Source organism: Solidesulfovibrio aerotolerans, from assembly GCF_009856865.1.
In the GTDB taxonomy this organism is placed as follows: Bacteria; Desulfobacterota; Desulfovibrionia; order Desulfovibrionales; family Desulfovibrionaceae; genus Solidesulfovibrio; species Solidesulfovibrio aerotolerans.
In genome coordinates this window covers 1-23,696 of the sequence record NZ_WVUD01000011.1, presented here as the reverse complement: position 1 = coordinate 23,696, position 23,696 = coordinate 1, and the positions used below count along the sequence as shown (strand labels likewise).

18 protein-coding genes and 2 rRNA genes are annotated in these 23,696 nt (G+C 63.0%); 7 read left to right on the top strand and 13 right to left on the bottom strand.

Annotated elements, in window-relative coordinates:
• Positions 1-14: 14 nt before the first annotated feature.
• The 5 genes from GTA51_RS08260 to GTA51_RS08240 all read right to left on the bottom strand — a co-directional run bounded on the left by GTA51_RS08260 (position 15) and on the right by GTA51_RS08240 (position 7,394).
• The gene (locus GTA51_RS08260; RefSeq protein ID WP_160960207.1) at positions 15-3,206 is read right to left on the bottom strand and encodes a transporter substrate-binding domain-containing protein; all 3,192 of its coding nucleotides are present in this window, start codon (positions 3,204-3,206) and stop codon (positions 15-17) included.
• Between the two features lie 74 nt (positions 3,207-3,280).
• Positions 3,281-4,129 (bottom strand): transglutaminase N-terminal domain-containing protein, encoded by an 849-nt coding sequence (locus GTA51_RS21390; protein WP_160960206.1) that lies wholly within the window; start codon positions 4,127-4,129, stop codon positions 3,281-3,283.
• Positions 4,130-4,132: 3 nt separating this feature from the next.
• Positions 4,133-4,897, bottom strand: coding sequence for a proteasome-type protease (locus GTA51_RS08250; RefSeq protein WP_160960204.1), 765 nt, complete (start codon positions 4,895-4,897; stop codon positions 4,133-4,135).
• A gap of 13 nt (positions 4,898-4,910) precedes the next feature.
• Positions 4,911-5,885 carry an alpha-E domain-containing protein gene (locus GTA51_RS08245; protein WP_160960203.1) on the bottom strand — a complete coding sequence of 325 codons (975 nt, stop codon included), beginning with the start codon at positions 5,883-5,885 and terminating at the stop codon, positions 4,911-4,913.
• Positions 5,886-5,930: 45 nt separating this feature from the next.
• Entirely contained in the window at positions 5,931-7,394 is a 1,464-nt protein-coding gene (locus tag GTA51_RS08240) for a circularly permuted type 2 ATP-grasp protein (RefSeq protein ID WP_160960201.1), read from the bottom strand.
• A gap of 162 nt (positions 7,395-7,556) precedes the next feature.
• On the opposite strand from GTA51_RS08240, the gene GTA51_RS08235 reads away from it, so the two are divergent.
• On the top strand, positions 7,557-8,459 hold the full coding sequence (locus GTA51_RS08235) for a hypothetical protein (RefSeq protein WP_160960200.1): 903 nt from the start codon (positions 7,557-7,559) through the stop codon (positions 8,457-8,459).
• 82 nt (positions 8,460-8,541) lie between these two features.
• On the opposite strand, the gene GTA51_RS08230 is transcribed toward GTA51_RS08235, so the two are convergent.
• The 6 genes from GTA51_RS08230 to GTA51_RS08205 form a co-directional block, all read right to left on the bottom strand.
• Positions 8,542-10,233, bottom strand: a complete 1,692-nt coding sequence (locus tag GTA51_RS08230; protein ID WP_160960198.1) for a PAS domain-containing sensor histidine kinase — start codon at positions 10,231-10,233, stop codon at positions 8,542-8,544.
• A gap of 291 nt (positions 10,234-10,524) precedes the next feature.
• A complete protein-coding gene (locus GTA51_RS08225) occupies positions 10,525-10,938 on the bottom strand; it encodes a MarR family winged helix-turn-helix transcriptional regulator (protein ID WP_160960197.1) in 414 nt (137 codons plus the stop codon).
• Positions 10,939-10,942: 4 nt separating this feature from the next.
• Positions 10,943-12,850: a heavy metal translocating P-type ATPase gene (locus GTA51_RS08220; RefSeq protein ID WP_160960195.1), complete on the bottom strand. Its 1,908-nt coding sequence runs from the start codon at positions 12,848-12,850 to the stop codon at positions 10,943-10,945.
• 173 nt (positions 12,851-13,023) lie between these two features.
• Positions 13,024-14,040 (bottom strand): type I glyceraldehyde-3-phosphate dehydrogenase, encoded by a 1,017-nt coding sequence (gene gap, locus GTA51_RS08215; RefSeq protein ID WP_160960194.1) that lies wholly within the window; start codon positions 14,038-14,040, stop codon positions 13,024-13,026.
• A gap of 13 nt (positions 14,041-14,053) precedes the next feature.
• Positions 14,054-14,614 (bottom strand): GAF domain-containing protein, encoded by a 561-nt coding sequence (locus GTA51_RS08210; protein ID WP_160960192.1) that lies wholly within the window; start codon positions 14,612-14,614, stop codon positions 14,054-14,056.
• Between the two features lie 196 nt (positions 14,615-14,810).
• Positions 14,811-15,776, bottom strand: coding sequence for a GGDEF domain-containing protein (locus tag GTA51_RS08205; RefSeq protein WP_343039500.1), 966 nt, complete (start codon positions 15,774-15,776; stop codon positions 14,811-14,813).
• Between the two features lie 371 nt (positions 15,777-16,147).
• Between GTA51_RS08205 and dksA the strand changes: the two genes are divergently transcribed.
• The 6 genes from dksA (at position 16,148) to GTA51_RS08175 (ending at position 23,125) form a co-directional block, all read left to right on the top strand.
• Entirely contained in the window at positions 16,148-16,510 is a 363-nt protein-coding gene (gene dksA / locus GTA51_RS08200; RefSeq protein ID WP_024825974.1) for an RNA polymerase-binding protein DksA, read from the top strand.
• A gap of 175 nt (positions 16,511-16,685) precedes the next feature.
• Complete coding sequence (locus tag GTA51_RS08195; RefSeq protein ID WP_160960189.1) at positions 16,686-18,290, top strand: NFACT RNA binding domain-containing protein; 1,605 nt, start codon at positions 16,686-16,688, stop codon at positions 18,288-18,290.
• Positions 18,291-18,385: 95 nt separating this feature from the next.
• The gene (locus GTA51_RS08190; RefSeq protein ID WP_160960187.1) at positions 18,386-19,360 is read left to right on the top strand and encodes a PhoH family protein; all 975 of its coding nucleotides are present in this window, start codon (positions 18,386-18,388) and stop codon (positions 19,358-19,360) included.
• Positions 19,335-21,647 carry an HD family phosphohydrolase gene (locus GTA51_RS08185; protein WP_160960186.1) on the top strand — a complete coding sequence of 771 codons (2,313 nt, stop codon included), beginning with the start codon at positions 19,335-19,337 and terminating at the stop codon, positions 21,645-21,647. Before GTA51_RS08190 ends, GTA51_RS08185 begins: the two co-directional genes overlap by 26 nt.
• Positions 21,644-22,072, top strand: coding sequence for an rRNA maturation RNase YbeY (gene ybeY, locus GTA51_RS08180; protein ID WP_160960184.1), 429 nt, complete (start codon positions 21,644-21,646; stop codon positions 22,070-22,072). Before GTA51_RS08185 ends, ybeY begins: the two co-directional genes overlap by 4 nt.
• 342 nt (positions 22,073-22,414) lie before the next feature.
• Positions 22,415-23,125, top strand: coding sequence for a class I SAM-dependent methyltransferase (locus GTA51_RS08175; protein ID WP_160960183.1), 711 nt, complete (start codon positions 22,415-22,417; stop codon positions 23,123-23,125).
• A 239-nt stretch (positions 23,126-23,364) separates the two neighbouring features.
• On the opposite strand, the gene rrf is transcribed toward GTA51_RS08175, so the two are convergent.
• Positions 23,365-23,479, bottom strand: a 5S ribosomal RNA gene (gene rrf / locus GTA51_RS08170).
• A gap of 43 nt (positions 23,480-23,522) precedes the next feature.
• Positions 23,523-23,696: ribosomal RNA gene (locus GTA51_RS08165) — 23S ribosomal RNA — on the bottom strand; the annotation flags it as partial.

The following is a 23,696-nucleotide window of genomic DNA, read 5'->3' as shown; positions in this document are numbered from 1 at the left end:
ATCTCCCGATAGAATCAAGAACTCACTGGGTCAAGGGGCACGGCAACGAGCAGGCGCAGGCCGTGGCCCGGATTATTGACGATGCGGACAGTTCCGCCCAGGCGCTCGGCTTCGGCCCGCACAGCGGCCAGCCCCACGCCCCGGCCGGACAAATCGCCAACCTCCCGGCGCGACGAAAATCCGTCGCGAAACAAAAGCTCCTCAAGGGCCGCGTCGTCCATGGCTGCCAGCTCTTCGGCTCCGGCCAGCCCGCGTTCAAAGGCCCGGGATCGAATGGCTTCCACATCCACGCCCCGGCCGTCGTCGGCCACCTCGATGGTGGCCCACCCTGAGGCGACATGCACCCGGCAGGAGATGGTTCCGGTTTCGGTCTTGCCCATATCCGAGCGTTCGTCCGGCGTTTCCAGGCCATGGTCCACGGCGTTTCGAAAGGCATGGACCAGTGTTTTCGCCAAGGGGCCAAACCGGGCCGGATCGACCGGCACGGTCTCGCCTTCCACGGCAAAGGGGGCCACGAGCTTGCCCCGACCGGCGGCCAGTCGGGCCACGGTGCGGGGATAGGCGGCCAGCAGTTTTTTCAGATCGACATGGCGCAGGCTGCGGGCGGCGGTCAGCACGGCCCGATCCTTGGCTCCAAGCGGCAAGGCATCCAGACACGTAAGCAGCCGGTCGGCCAGAGAGGCCAGGGCCTCGGCCAGATCTTTTCCAAGGCAGATCTCGCCGCGCCGGTCGAAAAATTCCGGTCCCAGGGCCTGGCGCACCACGTCGAGATCCCGGGCCAGGGCCGCGTCCACGTCCGCCGCCGCCACCAGGGCCGCAACAGCGGCCGCAGCCGGTGCCGCCTCACGGCCAAGCTCGGCCAGCCGGGTTTCCAGGTCGTTTAAGGCCTTGCCCACAAAGGCGCATTCGAGCTGGAGAAACAACCCCTTAAAGGTGTGCACCTGCCGATACACGGCTTGCAGGGCACTGCGACCGTCCACAGCCCCGGCAATCAAGGCGGCCCCGGATTCCCGAAAGGCGGCGAAACTGTCGAGGACGGCAAAAAAGTCGTGCTGCTCCCGGACCGCCGCCACCACGCAGGCCAGCCGGTTGCGCTCCCGGGCCACGGCGTCTTTGAGGCGCACTTCGCCTGTCACGTCAGTGACAACGAACATGAGCCGCCCCCCGGCAAGGGGGCGATACGCCACGGTCAAAGAGGCCTCACCCCGGGCCACGGTTTTGGGCATAAGCGACAGGTAGAGTTCCTGGCGATAGGCGTCAGGCTCGTCAATGACGCGCCCGATGTTGACACGCATGGTCTCGCCCCCGGCCGGGTTGTCGGGAAAGAGTAGTTCGGCCACATTGCGCCCTTCGATGGCAGCACCAAAAAGCACCCGGCATTCCTGGCTGTACTGCGGCGAAACGATCCCGTCGCGATCCACGGACAAAAAGCCCTGGCGGGCGTTGTCGAGCAGGGCCGCCATGTTGCGGTTGGCGTCGTCGAGTTCCTCGTGGGCCTGGCGGATGGCCCGATTGAGCCGGGTGAGTTTGCGGTTCCACCAGACAACCAGGGCAACCACGGCCGCAGCCACGGCCAAGGCCTTCCAGAACCTGGAATAGTCAAAGCGCTGTTCAAAGGTGACGGCCACCCATTTCTTGATGATGGCGTCGGTTTCTTCCTTGGTCAGGGTATTGACGGCCTTTTGGAAAAGCGAGGCCAGTTCGGGTTCGTCGTCGCGGCTGGCCAGGGACAGATCGAGCTGGGCGTCCAGACGGCCGGCGATCTTTAAATCGCTGAAATGCCCCTTGGCAATGGCCCGACTGATGGCCGGCACGGTGTCGATGTAGCCGTCGAGCTTGCCGTCGGCCACCAACCGCAGGCCTTCGGCAACGCTGGGGACTTCCACCAGCCGGATGCCCGGGTATTTGGCCCGCAGGATGTCCAGGCTGGCGTAGCCGTTGACCACGCCAAGCGTCTTGCCCGACAGGGCGGCCGGATCGTCGATAAACGGCGCCGTGGCCAGGGCGGCCACCACCATGGGAAAACGCAAATAGGGCGAGGTGAAACGCAGGTAGCGCCGCCGCTCCTTGGTGTCCCCGGCTGCCGGCAGGAAATCGCAGCGCCGGTCGCGCACCGCCGACAGCGTCTGGCTCCAGGAACTGGTGGGCACCAAAACGACCGGAACGCCCAGACGCTCGCTTATCAGCGACAGAAAATCGGCAGAGATGCCCACATGCTGCCCGTTTTCGTCAATGCGCTCGATGGGTGCCCAGTCCGGGTCCACGCAAAAGGCCAGGGCTTTTTTGCCGGCGAGGTAGTCGCGTTCGCGCTCACTGAGGGTAATGCCGGCGTGGGAATCGACGGGCTTGCCGGCCACGTCCGAGGCCGGCTGGTCGCTTTTGACCCCGCCCTTGTAGATGGGCAGCCATTTGGCCAGCAGCGCGGCCTTTTCCGTATCATCAACCGCTGCCTGGGCTTTTTGCAAAATGGAAGCCAGGACCGGCCAGTCCTTGCGCACCAGGGCAAAAATCTCAAAATTGTAGTCGAGCTGGCCGGATATCTTGACGTTGGCCAGCCCTGCCCCGCGTATGGCGTAGGCAGCCACGGCCAGATTTTCCACGGCAGCGTCGGCCTTGCCCACAGACACCATGGCCAAAGCGTCGGCGGCGTCCTTGGCCGGCACCAGTTCAATATTTTTGCCGTGTTCCCGGATGTATTCGTAGGCCGTGCCGCCATTGCCGGCGGCCACGCGCTTGCCGGCGAGTGTTTCCAGGGAATAGGCCGAGGCGTCGTCGCGAGTCATGATGGCCAGGGGGAAACGCAGGAACGGTCCTACGAACAAGGCGTAATTCGCCCGGTCGGGAGTCTTGCCCGTGCCGTCGATCATGTCGATGCGTCTTTCGCGCAGGGCATCCAGAACGGACTGGAAGTCATGCCCGTCGCCCACGGGGACAAACTGGAAGGCCAGACCGGATTTTTGGGAAATCAGGTTGTAGTAGTCGTGGAAAAGCCCCTGTAAACGGCCGTCTTCGTAGATGGACAGTGGCCGCCAGTCCGTATCGCTAAAGCGGATGACCGGATGGGCATCGATAAAGGCTTTTTCTTCAGGCGTGAGGTCAATGGCCGACGACGCGGCCCCAGCCGGCCCGACCGCCCCCCAAAAAAGGCTGGCAAACACCATGACCAGCAGCAGACGTCCAATGGACGCGCGACAAGAAAAATGCATGCAGCCCCCGTTTCGTTTCCCGCCAACGATACCCCAAGCAGCCCCGAAACCCAAGCCCCATAAACGGGCTGGCCTCAGGCCGGGGACTCCTTGAGCCGAATATGGTGTGTCAGGCGGGCCGTCACCCCGTCCCCCCGGAAAGAGCCGGAGACCGGGGAGGCGTCGTCAGGATGGGGCGCTGCGGCCACGACGACGTGGCGGTCGGCCACGGCCAGCCCCAGGGAGGGATCGAAGCCGCGCCAGCCGCCGCCGGGCAGGAGCAATTCGGCCCAGGCGTGCAGATCGCGTTCGGTGCTGTCGGGATCGCCCTCGTGGTAGCCGCTGGCAAACCGGGCCGGGATACCGACATGCCGGCAGGCGGTGATGTAAAAAACGGCCAGATCGCGGCAGGACGCCTCCCCGGCGGCCAGCACGGCGTCGGGATCGAGGATGCCGGGTTCATGGCGGACCACGGTGCGCAGATTGATCTGCATCCAGTCTACAAGCGCCAGGGCAAAGTCCTGGGGCGCGCCGCTTACGCGGCGCAGGGTCTCGGCCAGCGCCAGGACGCGCTGGACAGCCCCTTCGGGCCGGGCCAGACAGAACGGGGCGGCCGCAGCCTCGATCCGGTCCAGCGGTATCGGGAGCACAGCCCGGGCCGACTCCACCAGATAGTCGAAGGGATTGGCCCGCAGCGTCTCCACCAGCGCCTCGGTGGTCACCTCGAAATGGTCGGTGAGCTCCACAAACCAAAAGGACAGCAAGGTGTTGCCAAGGGCATCGGTGACAAGGGTCTGGCCGGCCGGGGTGGGTTCAATGGCGGCGGCAAAGGAGAGCAGGCGCTGGCAGGCATCACCGCGCGGCACAAGGCGCAGCCGATGCGGCTCCAGGAAAACCGGCCGCCCGTATTCGTAGCGGGTGCGGTGGCGGATGCGAAAGTGCACGGCTTACTTCGTTTCGGACAGACAGCCCGCCTTGCCACAGACCTTGGTCAGTTTGGAGGCGATGTTGTCGATCCACTCCGAGGGCAGATCGTGGACCAGACCGCGCAGATGTTCCTGCCACCAGGAGGAGATATCGGCCAGATCCGCCTTCTCGTAGCGGTGCTGCACCAGCTCCATGCCGGCCCGGTGGTAGAGCACCACGTCGATGGGGAAATCCACGTCCGAAGCGCTTATGCGGGTGGAATCAAAGGCCAGGCAGCCGACCTTAAGCGCCATACGCAGGGAATCGGAATACTTGAGCGTCCGGTCGAGCACCGGCTTGCCATACCCGCCCTCGCCGATGATGTGATACGGCGTGCCCTGGCTCACCTCCACCCAGTTGCCCTCGGGATAGACCAGATAGAGCTTGTGGGTGGCGTCGGCGGTCATCTGGCCGCCAATGAGGACATGCAGATTGAATCCCAGGCCCGACTCGGCCAAAAAGGCCTTGTCTTCCGTCGCCACCCGGCGCAACTCGGCGGCAAAAGCGTTGACCACCTTGTAGAGCTTGTCAAAGGGAACGGAGCAGGAATCCATGGTTTCTTCAAAATACGTCAGGGTCTTATCACGCACCGAGCGCAGCCCCGAGGTCATGAGGAAAAAGGCCCCATGGCCGTTATGGTAGGTGGAGACCTTCTGGGCGCTGGTCAGTTCGTTGCCGGAAGTGATGCGGGTGTCGGCAATGCCGACAAGGCCTTCCTCAACTGTAATACCGAGGCAAAATGTCATGGCGCTTTGTTTCTCACTGTTGGGAGGCGGCGTCAATAGCCGGGAAGGTGGAGAAAAAGGTGTCGTATATGGCCGTATCCACAAGATTCATCCTGGTTTGCAGATTGTCGGTGAATTCATGCAACCCGGCCGAAAAAATCTCTTCCAGGCCGCTGTAGGCCAGATCGCCGGTCAGCAAGCCAATGCGCTTTTCCGCCGGATTGGCGAAGTAGCCGGCCGGGGTGCCGGTGATGGCGTGCAGGCACTCTTGGGCTTTTATGAGGCAACACAGCACCGAACGCGGAAAATCGTGGTCCAGCAGCAAAAACTCCACAATCCGCTCCGGCTGGATGCGGCCATGGCGGCGACGATAGGCCTCCAGGGCGCTTATGGCCTTTAACAAGGCCCCCCACTGCACATAGTCGAGGTTGGAGCCGATGTCGGTCGGGTGCGGCAGCAGGATGAAATACTTGACATCAAGGATGCGCGACGTCTTGTCCGCCCGCTCCAGCAAGCGCCCCAGCCGAAAAAAATCCCAGGCTTCGTCATGGCTCATGGCATCGCCGGCAATGCCGCTGATGGTCAGATCGCGCCGCTTGACCTCGTCGCAGAACTGGTAGGGGTTATTAAGCACCGTTTCGCAGTCGCGGGCCGCTTCGCGCACCATATGGTAAAACGTATTGGTCTGCTCCCACATCTCGGTGGGGATGATCTCGCGGATGGTGCGGGCATTGTCGCGCGCCCGGGCCAGACAATTGACAATGGAATTGGGATACTCCGGGTCAAAGGCCAGAAACCGGATCACGGATTTGCGGTTGCCGGCCAACTCCCGGTCAACAAACAGGCTGTGGTCGCCCATGGCCGACACCAGCGGCATCCATTGTTCGCCGCGCCCGCCCGGGGTGTCCAGGGTAAGGTGCCAGTTGACGTCGAGGAAGCGGGCGATATTTTCGGCCCGCTCCAGGTAGCGGCTCATCCAGTAAATGGCTTCGGCCACACGGCTTAGCATGGAGACTCCTTCCCTTGGCTCACGCAAAAAATGGGTGCTGCACCCTTAGCCCTGACGCGCCTGCCCCGGGCCGAGCACCCAGGTGTCCTTGCTGCCGCCGCCCTGGGAGGAATTGACCACCAGCGAGCCGCGCTTGAGCGCCACCCGGGTCAGGCCGCCGGGGATGACCCGGATATCCTCGCCGTAGAGAATGTAGGGGCGCAGATCCACATGGCGGCCCTCGAAATGGTCGTCCACCAGGACCGGAGCCCGCGACAGGTTGATGGTGGGCTGGGCAATGTAGTTGCGCGGATCGGCCTCGATCTTGGCGGCAAAAGCGGCGCGTTCCTCGGGTGTGGCGGCCGGGCCGACCAGCATGCCGTAGCCGCCGGATTCCGCCGCTGCCTTGACCACCATGGTATCGAGATTTTCCAGCACATGCCGGCGCTGCTTGTCTTCCCAGCACAAAAACGTCTCGACGTTGTCAATGAGCGGCGTCTCGCCCAGATAATAGCGGATCATCTGCGGCACATAGGCATAGACCACCTTGTCGTCGGCCACCCCCGTGCCCGGGGCGTTGGCCATGGCCACCCGACCGGCCTTGTAGACTTCCATGATGCCGGGCACGCCCAGGAGCGAATCGGGCCGAAAGACCTTGGGGTCGAGAAAATCCTCGCCCACCCGGCGATAGAGCACATCCACTTTTTTAAGGCCCTTGGTGGTGCGCATGTGGACGTAGCCGTCAGCCACCACCAGATCGCGTCCTTCCACCAGCTCGATGCCGGCCTGCTGGGCCAAAAACGTGTGCTCGAAATAGGCGGAATTGTAGACGCCGGGGGTTAAAAGCGCGGCCGTTGGCCGCCCCACCGCCGGGGGGGCGATGGCGTGGAGCATATCGAGCAAAAGCGGCGCGTAGTCGTCCACCGGCCGGATGTCGATGGTCTCAAACACTTGGGGAAAGGTGCGCTTTAAAATCCGGCGGTTGGCCAGCACATAGGAAACGCCGGACGGGCAGCGCAGATTGTCTTCCAGCACCATGAACCGGCCCGTTTCGTCGCGCACCAGATCAGACCCGGTGATGTGGCACCACACTCCGCGCGGGGGATTTAACCCCTGGCATTCCTTGAAATAGCCCGATGACGATTCGACAATCGAACGGGGAATGACCCCGTCGGCCATGATGCGGCCCTGATGATAGACGTCGTCGATGAAAAGGTTGAGCGCCCGGATGCGCTGCACCAGCCCGCGTTCCAGGCTGTCCCACTCGGCAGCTTCGATGACCCGGGGAATGATGTCGAAGGGGAAGATTTTTTCGGTTCCCTCTTCGTGACCGTATACGGTAAAGGTGATGCCCATGTCGTAAAAGGCCTGTTCGGCCGCCGTCTGGCGGGTGCGTATCTCGCCGGGCGGCAGGGACTCGACCTTGCCGTGGAGCAGGCGGCAGCCGTCCCGAGGCCGGCCGTCAGGGGTGAACATCTCGTCGTAGAAGGGACCGGTGTCGTAATTGTCGAAGTCCATTTTCGGGAGCATGCAGATGCCTTGCTGCCGCCTGGGCAGGCGGGTTGGTCGGATGCCGGCCTGGGGTCCGGGACGTGGACCGCTTCGACCTGATTCCTTTTTTTGTTAATAATATTCCAAGCCCCCTGTCAATCGCCGGCCCTGGCGCAGGGGATAAAACCTCCCGGAAAAACTATGCAAGACCAGCCGATCCAGGATCTCATGGCCGCCATCATCGACATCCTTGAAACCGGTCTGCCCCAGGACGCCGCCGTGCTCCATTTCATCCACTCCACCTATGGCGAACTCCGAGCGCAGCAACTGGCGGCCCTGATCGCCGATCCCGACGATCCCCAAGCCGAAACGCTTCGCGAACTGTTGCTCTTTCCCGGCCCGGACACGGCACTCGCCCTGGAGCCGACCATGGAGCGCGCGCGTTTAAGCGTCGCCGCAACCGCCCGGCTGGCCGAGGCCCTGGTCGAAAACCCGCCCCGGGCCGCCGCGCTGATGCCCGACGGCACCCGGTTTCCCGTGCCCCTTTCCCCGGAGCGGATACGGCGCTTCGTTGACCGTCTGGCCCCCCAGCGCAATCTGCCCGAACCGTTGGTACGGCTTTTGGCAGAACGCTTCCCGCACGACGCTGTGCCCCTGGCCGCAGCCGCCCGCCAGATCGGCCCGGACTGGTCGCCGGGGGCGGCCGCCTTTTTCCAGACACTGCTCGTCAAATTAGCGCCCGAGGTGCCCGACATCCCGGGCATCCTGCGGTTTGGCCTGCGCTTTCTGGCCGATACGCCCCCGGGCACGCCGCCCCTGCCGGCGCTGTCGGCCCGCTACAGCCAACTGCTGGCCCAACTGCGCCGGGCCAGGCAGCAGGAAGAAGCGCTGGCCAAAAGCAACTACGAAACGCTGATCATGGCCGGTGCCCGCCTGCCCTACCTCCACGCCCCGGACATCGCCCGGGAACTGGGCCAGGCCGCCGCCATCCTGGAAGCCGTCACCGGCCGCCCGGCCGTCGATACCGGAGCCAGTTGCCAGAATATGGGCATTGCGGCCTCACTGGAGCAGGTCTTTGCGGCCTTTGGCGAGGAGGCGGAATAGAAAACGCGGTGGCGCGACAAAAACGGCAGGCCCACGGGCTGGCGCGGCCTTGCCGCAATCAGACGGGGAACGTTGGAAACAATCAGGCGGATTGACGGCAGCCCGGCGAGGCATGGAGCGGCAGGCGCACGGTCAGACGCGTGCCTGTCTCGTGGTTTGATTCCCAGTCGATATCGCCGCCGTGCAACTGGATGATGCGGCGCGCGATGTAGGCTCCAAGACCGGTGCCGCCCACCTTGCCGCTGGTGGCGTATTTCGTAAAAAACCTGTGGCGGATGTCTTCGGGGATGACGCCGAAATTGTGCACCGAGGCCGCCACGCCGTCGGCCAGGGCGGCCAGGGCCACGGTGACGGCGGTCTGGGGCGGGGCGGCTTCCACGGCGTTGGTGATGAGATTGGAAAAAACCGTGGCCAAAAGGCCGGCCTCGCCAGCCACGCAGGGGCTGTCCTCCCCTGCCGCATCGGTGGCAAACCCGTCGCCCAGCACCAGGGACACGCTGCGTCTGGCGGCCAACGGCAAAGCCACCTGGACCTGACGCCGCACCAGGGGAGCCAGCGGCACGGGATTTGGCACCAGCAGATAGCGGCCCTGCTCAATCTTGCACAAATCGAGATTGCGCCCGACCAGTTCGCCCAGGCCCGTGGCCGTGTCCCGGATGACGGCAGCTATTTCGTGCTGTTTGGGCGTCAGCGGCGTGTCGGCCAGATGGGCGGCCAGTCCGGCAATCCCGGCCAGGGGCGAACGCAGATCATGGCGCACGATCTGCTCCACCCGATCCCGGGCCTCCTCGGCCCGGACCCGGTCGGTCACGTCGTGGACGATGGAAAAGAGCAGATTGCGGCCCAGATATTCCACCGGCCCCGAATAGACCTCCACTTCCCGCATTTCCCCGGCGGCACAGCGATGCCGGAACCGGAAAAATCCCCGTCCCTCATCCTTGGCCCGGTTCATCTCCTGGCGAATCTGCTCCTGGGGCATGGTGTTGATGTCCCAGATCGACAATTTTTGTATTTCGCCCAGTGAATACCCGTAAAAGTCGCAGGCCGCCGGGTTGGCATCCACGATGCTGCCGGTCATGGGATCAATGAGAAGCTTGACCGCGATGTTGGAAAAAAACATGGCCCGATGCCGGGATTCGGAATCGGCCAGGGCTTGCGCCATTTCCTGGCGGGACAAAATGATGGCCAGGCCGTGAGCCAGGCGCTCCAAACGTTCGATGTCAGGTTTGTCCAGGCAATCCGGTCGCCGGTCGTCAAGCTGCAACAGACCGTAGGTCGTATCGGCCGCGCGCAGGGGGATAAGGGCCACGGTTTCATAGCCGGCAGTGTTGCAACGGTTTCGCACACGCCACACTCCGCCGAGGGCGGAAGGATCCGCCAGCAACCGGGAGGTCGAACCGGTAAAAAAACTGCCGTGTTGTGTAAAAAAAGGCAGGGCCGCATCGGTTCTGCCTTCAAGGACTGCGCCGCACAGGCATTCCAGCCGGCGGGACGGCGTGTCCGACAACGCCTTCTGGTCCGGCCCGGCCGGTTGTCGCGCGCACAGCGAATTCTCCGCCATAATGAACTGTTCCGGGAATCCCTGCGTGGTGTAATACGGATAATCCTCGCCGCTGCGCAGCCGGATGCCCACGGCTTCGCAGCCGGTCCAGCCACCAACGAGGCGCAAAACGACCTGGAGCAAGGCCTGCCGGTCCGGCACGGCCAACAGCAGGGCCACGCCTTCGAGAAGGCTGTCCCTGTCCGCTTGGTTTCCATGCGATTCCGGCAGCATTCCCGTTCCTACCATCCTTTTGCCATGGATCACAAGCGCTTTGCCGCCGGGAAAAGCCTCTCGCGGCTGGCGCTGCGCCGCACCCCCGCTGTGTTCCTGCCGACAGTGCGCAGAACTGGTGCGCGGCAAGCAGGTTGCGCCGCACCGGGAGTCGTTGGCCGCCCGCTGTTGCACCCATAGCAACGCTGCCTGCCGACCGGATGGCACAAAGCCGATTACCCCTTAAAAAACTTCTCCTATCAAGGGGGTCCGGGGGGGATTATCCCCCCCGGCCGCCGGAGGCCTCTTCTCCTAAAAACAACTCGTAATTTTGTGCAACATGGCGGCGAATTGGCCGGCTTCGTCCGGGGCCAGGGCGCACAGAATCTCCTGGGTGAGCTGCTCGTGGAGCTTGTGGTGTTCGGCAAAAAGGCGCTGGCCGGCCTCGGTGAGGCTCACCCGGATGGAACGACGGTCGGTCTCGTGGGGTTTTCGCACCACAAACCCGCCCCGCTCCAGACGGTCCACCAAGACGGTCAGCGAGCCGGTGGTGATGCCCATTTTGCCGGCCAGTTCCGTCATGCGCAGATCACCGTCGGCCCCGAGGATTTCCAAAGTGTGCATCTGGGGCAAGGACAGGCCCGACTCCTTGACCACCCCGTGTTCCCAGGAGGAGAATTTCTCGTAAAACGCAATGAGCAGCCGGGTGAGCTGTTCGGTTTCCATGGCGTCAGGCCTTTTCGCTCTGGATTGCAGGTTCGGCCGTAAGAGCAAGACTGGCCGAGGACAGGACCACCACGATGGAGCCGAGGTTGTGCAACAGGGCGGCCATGATGGGTGAAAGCAGGCCATAGCCGCTGCCGAGGATGGCGGCGCTGTTGAAAAAAAGGCCCAGGCCGATGTTCAATGCGATCATTTTGGTCATGCGCCGACCAAGATACACCAGAAAGGGCAGGCGTCCAAGATCGTCGTCAACCAGGGCCACGTCGGCGGTTTCCAGGGCCACATCCGAGCCGATGGCCCCCATGGCCACGCCCACATTGGCCCGGGCCAGGGCCGGGGCGTCATTGACGCCGTCGCCAACAAAGAGCACCCGCCGGCCCCGGCGCTGCAAGTCGGCCAATACGTCGAGCTTGCCCTGGGGCTTAAGCCCCGACCAGACCTCGCTGATCCCGACCTGGCCGGCCAGGGTGGCAACGGCCCGGTCATGGTCGCCGGAGAGGATGCCCACGGAGGTGATGCCGAGATGGCGCAGCGCGGCCACGGCGTTTTTGGCGTTGTCCTTGACGGTGTCGGACACGCTGAGCAGCCCAAGGACTTCCCCGCCCCGGCGCACCACCAGGGCCGTGGCCCCGCGCTCGCGCACCGTTTCCAGGCAGGCAGCCACATCGGCCGGCAGGGCCGGGGCACCGCCCAGCATCTCCGGGCTGCCCACTTCCACGACCTGCCCGTCCAGTTCGCCGCGAACGCCCAGGCCGATTTCGGTCACCATGGCATCGGCCGCCCGGATGGTCAGGCCGGCGGCCCGGGCCGCGTCCAGGACGGCGGCAGCCAGCGGATGGTTGCAGTGGCGCTCCAGACAGGCGGCGCAGGTCAGGACATCGGCGGTGTCGTGGCCAGCGGCCGGGATGACGGCGTCCACCGTTGGCCGGCCCAGGGTCAGGGTTCCGGTCTTGTCGAAAAGGACGACATCGGCCCGGGCGGCTTCTTCGAGATACTGCCCGCCCTTGATCAGGATGCCGCGTTTGGCGGCCCGGCCGATGGCGGCCACCGTGGCCGTTGGCGCGGCCATCAGCAGGGCGCAGGGACAGCCGGCCACCAGCACGGCCACGGCCCGCCCGGCCTCGCCGCTGACAAGCCAGGCCAGGGCGGCGCTGGCCAGGACCAGGGGCGTAAAATACCGGGCGTAGCGGTCCACGATGCGACCGGCCCGGGGCTTGCCGGCCTCGGCCGCGACCACCAGCCGCACCACTTTGCCGAAGGTGGAATCCTCGCCGACCTTGACCGCCCGGGCCGTGACCCGGCCGGTATAATTGAGCGTGCCGGCCAGGATGGCGTCGCCCGGGGCGCGCTCCCGGGGCAGGGATTCGCCGGTCAGGGCCGATTCGTCCACAGCGGTGACGCCGGTTTCGATGACGGCATCCACCGGGATGCGCTCGCCAGGGCGCACCAGCACCCGGTCGCCCACACGGACCTCGGCCAGTGGCACGGTGCGCTCGCTGCCGTCCTCGGCAACCACCACCGCTTCCTCAGGGGCCAGCGAGGCCAGAGCCTGGATGGAACGCCGCGCCCCGTCGCTGACCGCCTCCTCCACCAAGGCCCCCAGGGTCATAATGAAACTGACGACAGCGGCGGTGAGCATCTCGCCTTGCAGCAGCGAGGCCACGATGGCAATGGCGACCAGCTCATCCACATTGACCCGGCGTTCCATGACGCCCTTGGCTGCTTCCACCACAATGGGCAGGCCGTTTACAGCCACGGCCCCAAGGGCCAGGACGCCCGCCAGCCAGACCGGCCCGCCGGCCTGGCCGAGCACGAACGCCGCCAAGGCCAGGCCACCGCCGGCCAGACAACCGGCAAAATCTTTCAAGGAAAACAATCCCCGGTACTGGCCGAGGTTGGCAAAACGACCGATCATAGGCACTCCTTACGCTTTTATGCAGGCAAGGAATCTTTACGACGGGGTTTCTTGAGAGTCAAACAGTTTGATAAGCGAGATACTCGCGCACGAAATAAAAAAAGGCGGGAAGGCCGTAGCCCTCCCGCCCAAGCAGACGTTGTCGCCGCGTCGCAGGTCTGGCCCCGCGCGGTCTACAGGCCCTTTTCGGCCATAAAGGCGGCCAGATCGGCAACGCGGCAGGAATAGCCCCATTCGTTGTCGTACCAGGCCAGGATCTTGGCCATGTCGCCGCCTTGGACGAAGGTGTATTCGGCGTCGACAATGGAGGAGCGGGGATCGGCCTTAAAATCCGACGACACCAGCGGCAGTTCGCAAAAGCCCAGGATGCCGGCCAAAGGACCGTCAGCGGCGGCCTTGAGGGCGGCGCGCAGATCGGCGGTGGTGGTGGATTTTTCCAACTGCACCACAAAATCGACCAGGGAAACGGTGGGCGTGGGCACGCGCACGGACAGGCCCGAGAACTTGCCCTTAAGGGCCGGGATGACCAGCGAGACCGCTTCGGCCGCACCCGTGGAAGTGGGGATCATGTTGCAGGCGGCAGCGCGCGCCCGGCGCAGATCCTTGTGCGGTAGATCCAGGATGCGCTGATCGTTGGTATAGGAGTGGATGGTGGTCATGACCCCCTTGACGATGCCGAACTGCTCGTGGACCACCTTGGCCACCGGGGCCAGACAGTTGGTGGTGCAGGAGGCGTTGGAGAGGATGTGGTGGGCGGCCGGGTCATAGCGCTCGTCGTTGACGCCGAGCACGATGGTGAGATCCTCTTCCTTGGCCGGCGAGGTGATGATGACCTTTTTGGCTCCGGCGTCGATGTGGGCCTGGCATTTGGGGCCGGTGCGAAAGATACCGGTGGATTCGACGACGATATCGACGCCCAGGTCGTTCCAGGGCAGGCCCTTGGGATCGCGTTCGGCAAAATTGCGGATGCGCCAGTCGCCAACGACCATAACGTCGCCTTCCACGGAAGCGGCCACGGGCAGTTTGCCGTAGTTGGTGTCGTAGGAGAGCAGATGGGCATTGGTGCCCACATCGAAAAGATCATTGATGGCCACGACGTCCATGGCGTCGGCGTGGCGTTCGAGAATGGCTTTAAGCACTTGCCGGCCGATGCGGCCGAATCCGTTGATGGCGATGCGAAGCTTTTGCATATGCCTGCTCCTGCTACTCGTGCATGGTGTATTCGTAGGCGGTTAAGAGTTCGTAGTCGGTGCGCAGCGCCTGATGCATCCGGGCGTTTTCGATGGCCATGGCGCTTAAGTTGGCAATAGCCGTGGCGAAGTGGATTTCACTGACATCAAATTCGCGGGGCTTGTCGCTGTACAGCCGCATGATGCCGATGGCCTTGCCGCCGACCATGAGCGGCAGCGCCATGACCGAGGCGATGCCTTCTTCGCGGGCGGCGTCGGGATACTGAAAACGCGGGTCGTTGCCGGCGTCCTTGATCTGGACGACCTTGCCGGTGAGCGTTTCCTGGTCGATCTTGCTTTTGGCCACTTCCACAGCGCCCTTGCGCAGATAGCCTTTGCTCAGGCCATGGGAGGTGCCGGCCAGCAAGGTGCGGCCCTGGCGGTCGAGGAGACGGATGGAGCAGGCCTTGGCGGAGAGCGCCTTGGCCGCCTGTTCGGCGATGGCGTGCAGCACCGTGGCCGGCTCCAGGCTGGAGTTGATGCACATGGCAACTTCATAAAGGCTTTGATAATAAGCGCATTCCTGCTCGCTCATAATTCCCTCCAAAAGGGTCAGTTGCGCCCGGACGGCGGACGATCCGCCAGCCGGGAAGACACCCATACCGGCCGCTTGTAAAGACCGTATGGCAATTGGATGGCAGCATACGTCTTTCGGATAAAAAGAAAAGCTTTTCGTGTCAGACGCTTTGGCCGGCTGCCGCCGGAGTCGTTCCAACCGGCGGCGCAGGCTCTCAGGCGGGGGATGGTTCAAACTGGGCCACATTGTTGCGGCCCGACGTTTTCACCTGGTACATGGCGGCATCGGCCGCGCCGATGAGCTCGGCTGCGGACATGCCGGAGACATGCTCGGCCACGCCAATGGAGACGGTGAACCGAACCGGCTTCTCGGACAGTCTGCCCTCGATACGTGGCACAAACTCGTAATGCTGGACAGCCAGCCGGATGGCGTCGGCATGAAACTGGGCCTGACTGCCGGGTATGTTGCACACCAGCACCAGCTCGTCACCGCCGAACCGGGCGGCAAACCAGCCGTGGCGCGTGGCGTGGGCATCGATGATCTTGGCCAGGGTGCGCAGGACATCGTCGCCGACCACATGGCCAAAGGCGTCATTGATGGCCGTCTTGAAATTATCCACGTCGATCATCATGGCCGCCAGCGGCTCGCCCGAGATTTCGGCCCGGGCGATGGCCCCGCACAAATGATCTTCCAGGGAACGGCGATTGTGCAGCGGCGCCAGCAACGGGTCCACCTGGATGACCTTTTCCAGTTGCTGGACCTTGCGTTCCCAGGCTTGCGCCTCCTCCCGGTAGTGGGCCAGCATGCCGACCACGAGCTGGCGCAGCCTGGGGATTATCACCGCCGGTTCGTCGCCGCCGTCCAGGGTGTCCATGGTCTCGCGGCCAAACGCGCCCACAAGGGTGGAACGTTCCTGCTCCGAGGCCAGGGTCTCTTCCAGAAAATCCGTGATGGAGCGGGCCAGGGACCGTGAGGCGGCCTGTTCGGTGGCGAGCTGCTCTTTGACGGCTGCCATGGGCAGATGATCAACCAGCAGTTGTTCAAGGCCGGCCAGCATCTGCGCGCGATGCGCGGCAGAAGGATCGCGCCGGGCCAACTCGGAAAAAACGTATTCCTGCAGCTTTTTTTTGTGGCTGTCGTCAAATATGGTGAAGGGACGCAACAAGTTGCGAACAAACAACAAAATCGCCAACCAGGAGGGATCCTGATCGCACCCGAGTTTTTGCAATTCGCCGCACAAATTTCGAATGTTGCATGGCGTTTCCTGGCACCCCGCGCGCATCACCGCCCCCTTTTCCACCTGGCTGACCCCGGCCCGCAGCCTGCAAGCCTGCAAGCCTCGCGCCCTCGTGTCTCTTATCTATCCTGCAGACCCGGTCGGGGGCAAGTGCAAGCCGCCCCATCCACCGAAATCGCCGGATCGCGCCGCCAACCGCAAGCAGCCCGGCCTTTCTCCCGGCCAATCGATACCTCTTTACCTCTGCGCCACTTTGCATTACTCAATTCGTTTTTCAAGCCGGAGCTGTTTAGCCGGCGGCCGAGGAGGACTTCATGGATCCCAAGGACGTCGATTTTTTTCGGGAACTTCTAAACGGCATGCTCCAGGACATCCTCAAAAAGGGTGAGGAAACCATGGAAGACATGACCGATACGGTCGAGGTGTACGCCGACCCGGCCGACCGGGCCACGGCCGAATCCGACCGGGCCTTTACCTTGCGCCTGCGCGACCGGGAACGCCGGCTCATCAAAAAGATCAAGGAAGCCATCGAGCGCATCGACGACGGCACCTACGGCGAGTGCGTCGAATGCGGCGAAGACATCAGCTTCGCCCGTTTAAAGGCCCGCCCGGTCACCACCCTGTGCATCAAGTGCAAGAGCAGGCAAGAGGCCGACGAAGACCTCCGGGGAGATTAGCCGGTCGCCGCCGGAAACGGTTGCGGTTGCGGCCCGTCTCCCGGACGAAACGCCGCATCGGGCGGCATCGGGCCTTGTCCCTGCCGCCGCTGCAACGTGAGCCGCCCCGGGACGCCACAGACCATGGCCCGCCCTGGGACGCAAAAGGCCGGCCCCAGGCTGGAGGCGAAGTCCCATGGAGGCAGTTTTTTTTCGGTTCCTGGCCCGGGAACTGGCTGACGCCCTCCCGGGAGCCCGGGTGGAGAAGGTCTTCCTGCCGGCTCCAAACGTCGTCACCCTGGCCCTGTATCTGCCGGTCAACCGTGTTGTGCCCGGCTGCGAGGCCAGAAAAACCGTCTATCTCCACGCCCGCTACGGCACGGGCCGGTATTTCCTTTTCCTTTCCGGCCAGAAAACCGCCCAGCCTGACCGCGCCCCCCAAGCGGCCATGCGCCTGCGCAAATACCTGCGCGGCCGGCGCATCGTCCGCGTCCTGGCCGACTGGCCAAACCGCCAGCTTGTCCTGACCCTGACCGGCGACGGCCCGGCGCTGGTCCTTGATCCCCGCTCCTTTCCGGCCCTGGCCGACGCGCCCGGCCCCGGCCTCTCCGAACCGGCCGAACCGACCGGATTCTACAAACCGTCCGAACAGGCCGGACTATCCGAATTGGCCGGACTATCCGAACTGGCCGAACCGGTCTGGCCGACGCTGGCCGCCGTGCGCGCGACACCCGACATCTGGCAGACAAGCCCCCAGCTGTCCCCCGGCCTGCGCCGCCGGCTGGTCGCCCTGCCGCCCCAGACGGCCCAGGCCGTGTACGACCGGCTGGCCGACGGGGAATCCGAAGGGTTTTTCCTGGAGCGCCACAACGGCGAACTCGCAGCCGTGTGGCCGGTGCGCTGGCCCGACCCGCTCCCGGCCTCGGTCACGGCCCAGGCTTTTCCCACCGCCCTGGAAGCGGCCGCCGCCTTTGGGGAGCCGTTGGCCTTTGGCGAGGTGTCGGGCCGCAGCCGCGCCCCGGACGCCGCGGCCCAGGTCGCGTCCAAACGCCGCCAGGACCGGGCTTTGTCGCGTCTGGCGGCCGACGAGGCCCGCATGCAGGCATTTATCGCCCGCAAGGCCGAAGCCGACGCCATTGCCGCAAGTCTCCACGCATTGGACAAAACAGCTAAAATTCCTGAACTTTTATTGACAACCCCAGAAGGGGAGCAGCAAACCCTGCTCCTCGATCCGGCCCTGACTATCCTTGGCAACATGCAAAAGCTCTATTATTTGGCGGCTAAAGGCCAACGAGGGTTGGTCGCTATCGCCACCCGCCGCCGGGACTTGCAAGGCGCAAAAAAAGACTTAAAAAGTAGGGAACGCGGCCCGGACCGCGTCGTCGCCAGTCCGGGACCGTCAGGCAGCCTCAAAGGCGTGGCCGCCCACGTCTACCGCACTACCGACGGCTTTTTGGTCCTTCGGGGCAAAAACGCCAAGGCCAACGACCAGCTTCTGCGACTTGCCAGCCCCTTCGATCTGTGGTTCCACGCGGCCAACGGGCCGGGTGCCCACGTGATTCTGCGTCGCGACCATCCCGGACAGGAGCCGCCGCGAAAAAGCCTCGAAGAGGCCGCCGGGCTGGCCGCCCTGGCCAGCTTTGCCGCCGGGGCCGGGACGGCCGACGTGTGGATGGCCCGGGTGGCCGATGTGCGGCGAATAAAGGGTGCCGCGGCCGGGCTGGTGACGGTGTCGCACACGCTTGAAACCGTGCGGGCGGCGGTGGACCCGACCTTGGAAATGTTGCGGGAATCAACGTGATTGTACTGTTTTGCTTGTCCTTAACGGCGCGGTGTATTACTTGCGGGCCGTAGCTTGTGCGAAGGCTGCGCACCGCAACCGGGTGTTGTGAAGTTATGCTAGAAACACTGTGCTGTGAGCGCCGCATCGATTTCGACGATTCGGAGCTGGCCAGGGACCTTTTCGGGCCCCAAAATGCCAATATTGCCCTGATCGCGGACAAATCCGGGGCGCGTCTCGACACTCGGGGAAACGCCGTTGTCGTGCGCGCCGACTCCGAAGAAACGCTGGCCCATGTGGCCAATGTCCTGGTCCAGCTCTACGGGCTGTTGCGCCAGGGCAAGCCGCTGTATCCCGTTGACGTGGAGCAGGCCTTAAGCGTTCTGGCCCGGACACCCGAGGCCAGCCTGCAACGCGTCTACCGCGAAGAATCCCTGATCATATCCCCCAAAAAAACCATTACCCCGCGCACCGCCACCCAGCGCGACTACATTGCCGCCATCCGCCGCCACGACCTTGTTTTCGGCATCGGACCGGCCGGCACGGGCAAGACCTATCTGGCCGTGGCCATGGGCGTCACGTTTCTGCTGGAACGTCGGGTCAAACGGCTCATCCTCACCCGGCCGGCGGTGGAAGCCGGCGAAAAGCTGGGTTTTTTGCCCGGCGATCTGGTCGAAAAAATCAATCCCTACCTGCGCCCCCTCTATGACGCCCTCAACGACATGCTCGATTTCCGCAAGGTGCGCGAGATGCTCGATACCGGGGTCATCGAAGTGGCCCCCCTGGCCTTTATGCGGGGGAGAACCTTAAACGATGCGCTGATCATTTTGGATGAAGCGCAAAACACCACCCCCGAACAGATGAAAATGTTTCTCACCCGCCTGGGACTGTCCTCCAAGGCCGTGGTCACGGGCGATGTGACCCAGATTGATCTGCCGCAGTATACGGCGTCCGGTCTGATTGAGGCCCGTCGGGTGTTGCGCACTGTACGCGGCATCGAATTCGTCACTTTTAGCGACGTCGATGTCGTCCGTCATCCCCTGGTGGGAAGGATCGTTCAGGCCTATGAGCGAGATAGTCGACAGGGTTAAGCGGGCCATCAAGGCCCCGGCCCCGACCACGGGCCAGCCGACAAACGGGACGACGACACCGGAATGGGTGCCGGGATTTCTGTTTTTCCTGGCCGTTGTTTTTACCCTCAGTTTTGTGGCCAGGCTTGGCCTGGACACGTCGGTGCGGCTTTTTACCGCCGGCGAGATCGCGACCCAGGACGTGGCCGCCGACCAGAATCTGCAAATCGAAGACATGGAAGCCACGACCCGACGCCGGGATCAGGTGGCCGAGGCCCAGCCCCCGGTCTTCGATGTCAGCCCCCTGCCCTACGAGGCCCTGGCCAAAAGCGTCGAAGACATCATCGCCTCGGTGCGCGCCGCCGCCCCGGGCGAGGATCTGGAAAAGCTGCGCTGGCAGATCGCTGAAAACCTCAACACCGAAGTCGGCGGCGACATCATCGAAGTCTGGCGGCAGGACGATTTTCGAAATCTGCTCAACAAAGACGTGCTGCCGTGGCTCAAGCATAACTACGAGCCGGGCGTTGTCGGCAGCGTCACGGTCTTTACGCCGTATAAAAACGGCATCCTCATGCGCGATCTGCCTTCGAAAATGGAAACCCTGCGGGTCGATACCCGCGACATCAGGGATCTCAAACAGATCAAGGACGACCTGGAGCATCAGCTCAAGGTGTCGCTCAATAAGCCCTTCCGTCTGCGAAAGGCTGTCTACACCCTGGTCTATCCCCTGCTGGCCCCCAGCATGACGCTGAACCAGGAAACCACCCAAGCCCGCAAGGCCGAGATCACCCGGGCCGTGGAACCGCTGTATTACATCATTAAAAAGGGCGAGATCATCGTACGCCAGGGCGAACGGGTAGGCCCCATCCAGCAACTCAAGCTCCAATCCCTGTATTCCCACCGCAAAGGCCCCTACAACCTGTTGCGGGCCACCGGGCTGTTCGGCATGTGCCTGATGTTTCTGGCCGTGCTTTATGTCTCACTGGAGCGGGTTGGTTTTAACCGGGTGCGCAGCACGGACTGGATGTTTCTCGGGGTGGTGCTGCTTATCTTTGGCTTCCTGGCCAAGGTGGCCGACGTGGTTACCCTCCCCGGCGGCGGAGGGCTGCCTGAGGCCACGCGATCCATCTATTTCGCCTTCAGCCTGCCCATGGCCGGGGCGGCCGGCATTTTGGCGCTGTTTTTCTCCAAGCGCCTGTGCATCTTTGTCAGCCTCATTCTGTCGTTTCTGGCCGCCAATATGGTCTACGGCGGCATCGGCGTTTTTTGCTACTATTTCGTCGGCTCGATGATCTATATCTATCTCATCAAGCGCTCGGAAACCCGGTCCCAACTGTTCAAATCCGTTTTACCGCTCCTGGCCTCCCTGTGCGTCATGTGGATTTCGGTCAATCTGATGGATTTAAACGATCCCTCGGTGGTGGGAGCCGGTCTGGCCTTTGTGGCCTTGTCGGCCTTCCTGTCACTTTTGGCCGTGGTCGGCATCGCCCCCATCATGGAACTTATCTTCGGCTATACGTCGCGCTTCCGCTTGATGGAACTGCTCAATCTGGAGCAGCCGCTGCTTCAGGAACTTATGGTCAAGGCGCCCGGCACCTACCACCATTCCCTGATCGTTTCCAACATGGTGGAAGCCGGTGCCCGGGCCATCGGGGCCAATCCGCTGTTGGCCAAAGTGGCGGCGCTCTACCACGACATCGGCAAGCTCAAAAACCCCCACTATTTTATTGAAAACATTTCCTGCAAGGAAAACCGCCACAACAAGCTCGCGCCGTCCATGAGCGCGCTCATTCTCATCTCCCACGTCAAAAAGGGCATCGAACTGGCCCGCGAGCACCGGCTCGGCCAGGCGCTCACCGACCTTATCGGGCAGCACCACGGCACAACGCTCATTGCCTATTTCTACCACAAGGCCAAGGAACTGGCCGAGGCCAAGGGCGACGATCCCATCCGTGAAGCCGATTACCGCTATCCCGGCCCCAAACCGCAGTCCAAGGAAGCCGGCCTGATCCTTTTGGCCGACGCCATCGAAGCGTCCAGCCGCACCCTGGTGGACCCCACGCCAAGCCGCATCAAGGGGCATATCCAAAATATCGTGCGCAAGATCTATACCGAGGGCGAGTTGGACGAATCGCAACTGACACTCAAGGATTTGACCCTTTTAACCGACACCTTTCACCGGATTTTAACCGGCATCTTCCACCAACGCATCGAATATCCCAGCGCCAACCGCACGGAGAAAAACGGCAAGACTCGCGAAGAGCCGGCCTGCGCCGTTGATCCCAAGGCTGCGGAACACGCGGCATGATAGGTCTTGCCCGGGGCGTTTTCGCGCCCGATCTGCCGGCTTCCCGGCCCGAGTTGGCGGCGTTGTGCGACGCACTTCTGGACGCTCTGGACCTCTCGGGCCGGGAATTTGATTTGCAGGTGGCCGGCGACGCGGCCGTTGCGGCGCTGAATCGGGAGTTCCTGGGCCTGCCCGGTCCGACCAACATCTTAAGCTTCCCGGCCGAAGATCCGGCCCGGCCGGAGTATCTGGGCGAACTGGCGTTAAGCCTTGACGCTGTTGGCCGCGAAGCCTTTCTCTACGGCCAGCCGCCGGGGCTGCATATGGCGCGGCTTCTCGCCCACGGTTTTCTGCATCTGGCCGGCCTCGAGCACGGCCCGCTCATGGAGTCGCTGACCGAGATCGCCGCTGAAACCGCCGCCGCCCGCCTGGGCCTGCCAAGCTGACGGTCGGGTCGGCGCCCCCGCCTCTGCAACGCCCAAGCTGTGGGCGAACTGTCCCGCATTGCCCCATGCCAAGCTGATAGGCGGCTCGCCGGCCTGTGAAACTCCGGCGGGCCGGCAATGTCGGCAACGATCCTGGTTGCCAGACTGACGGTCGGCGCGCCTGCCTCTGAAAACGAGGGAAACACCCCATTTTCGAAGAAGTCCAAGAGGTCCTGGCAAGCCGTTTCACAGCGGTCACACTGGCTATGTTAAGTGATACTGTGAGCGCCCTTCACGGTTTGAGGATTAAAATGTTGTAAACAGAGGGAGCCGGGAGCACCGAGCGTCCTATCAGGTGGCGACATGGACTTCATTAAGCCCTTTACCGATCCAGCCAACGTCGCACGCTACGCGGCAGACACCCCGCAACGCGTCCCAGGGTACGACGATCTTCACCGTATGGCGATGCTGTTACTTACGGAACACGCCCCCAAAAAGGCAAACATATTGGTTTTAGGGGCCGGAGGCGGTCTGGAGTTGAAGGCATTTGCACAATGGCAACCTGAGTGGCATTTTCTAGGCGTCGATCCCTCCGCCGAAATGCTCCAACTCGCGGAGGAGATAGTTGGCCCTGCCATCGGGCAAGTGACACTTCAAAAAGGATATATCACCGACGCGCAGCGGGGGCCATTCGATGGTGCGACCTGTCTCCTGACGCTTCATTTTATGACGAAGGCTGAAAGATTTGAAACGCTTTGTGCGTTGCGGTCAAGGCTTGCACCCGGTGCGAGGCTTGTGGTCGCACAGCATTGTAAGCCTGACAACGGACAGACTGCTCGGGAGTTGACCCGATTAGTGGCGTTTTCAGGCGGCACAAAATTCGATTTCGCACAGGCCGCTGCGTCGGCATCCGTCATGGCGGAGAAGTTGCCGCTCCTCACTCAGAAGGAGGAAGAACAATTACTGACGGACGCCGGGTTTAAAGATGTGTCCATGTTCTATGCAGGTTTCTCGCTTCGTGGATGGGTCGCAGTGGCTACCGACTCGAAAGCAAAAAGCTCGCCGTTGGATTGACGCGGGCCGCGTTGGCCGGGCGTCACGAACTTTTAGCTGGGATACCTCACGGGGGAAAAACAGTCTTACGTTCGGCGTCCCGCGTTCTGCTATCGTCTTTAACGCCACCCGTCGCGAACTGTAGCGCAGCGATTGGCAGCCTCGTCCTGCGTCCGGGCGTCCAGCGTCCAGCATTCTTTGGTGAGCGCAGGGCCAAAAAAAAGCCCCGTGTATTTCTACACGAGGCTTTTGAAAAAGAGCCCTGGCGGCGACCTACTTTCCCACACAAGAATATGCAGTATCATCGGCGAAGGAGGGCTTAACTTCCGAGTTCGGAATGGGGTCGGGTGTACCCCCTCCTCTATGACCACCAGGACAAATATATAAGTTAAAATAAGGGATGGGATTTGTGTTGGCAAAAATCAAGTCGAACGGACTATTAGTACTGGTCTGCTGAAAGCATTGCTGCTTGTGCACATCCAGCCTATCAACCATGTAGTCTACATGGGTCCTTCAGGGAGAACTCGTCTTGAGGCAGGCTTCCCGCTTAGATGCTTTCAGCGGTTATCCTTTCCGAACGTAGCTACCCTGC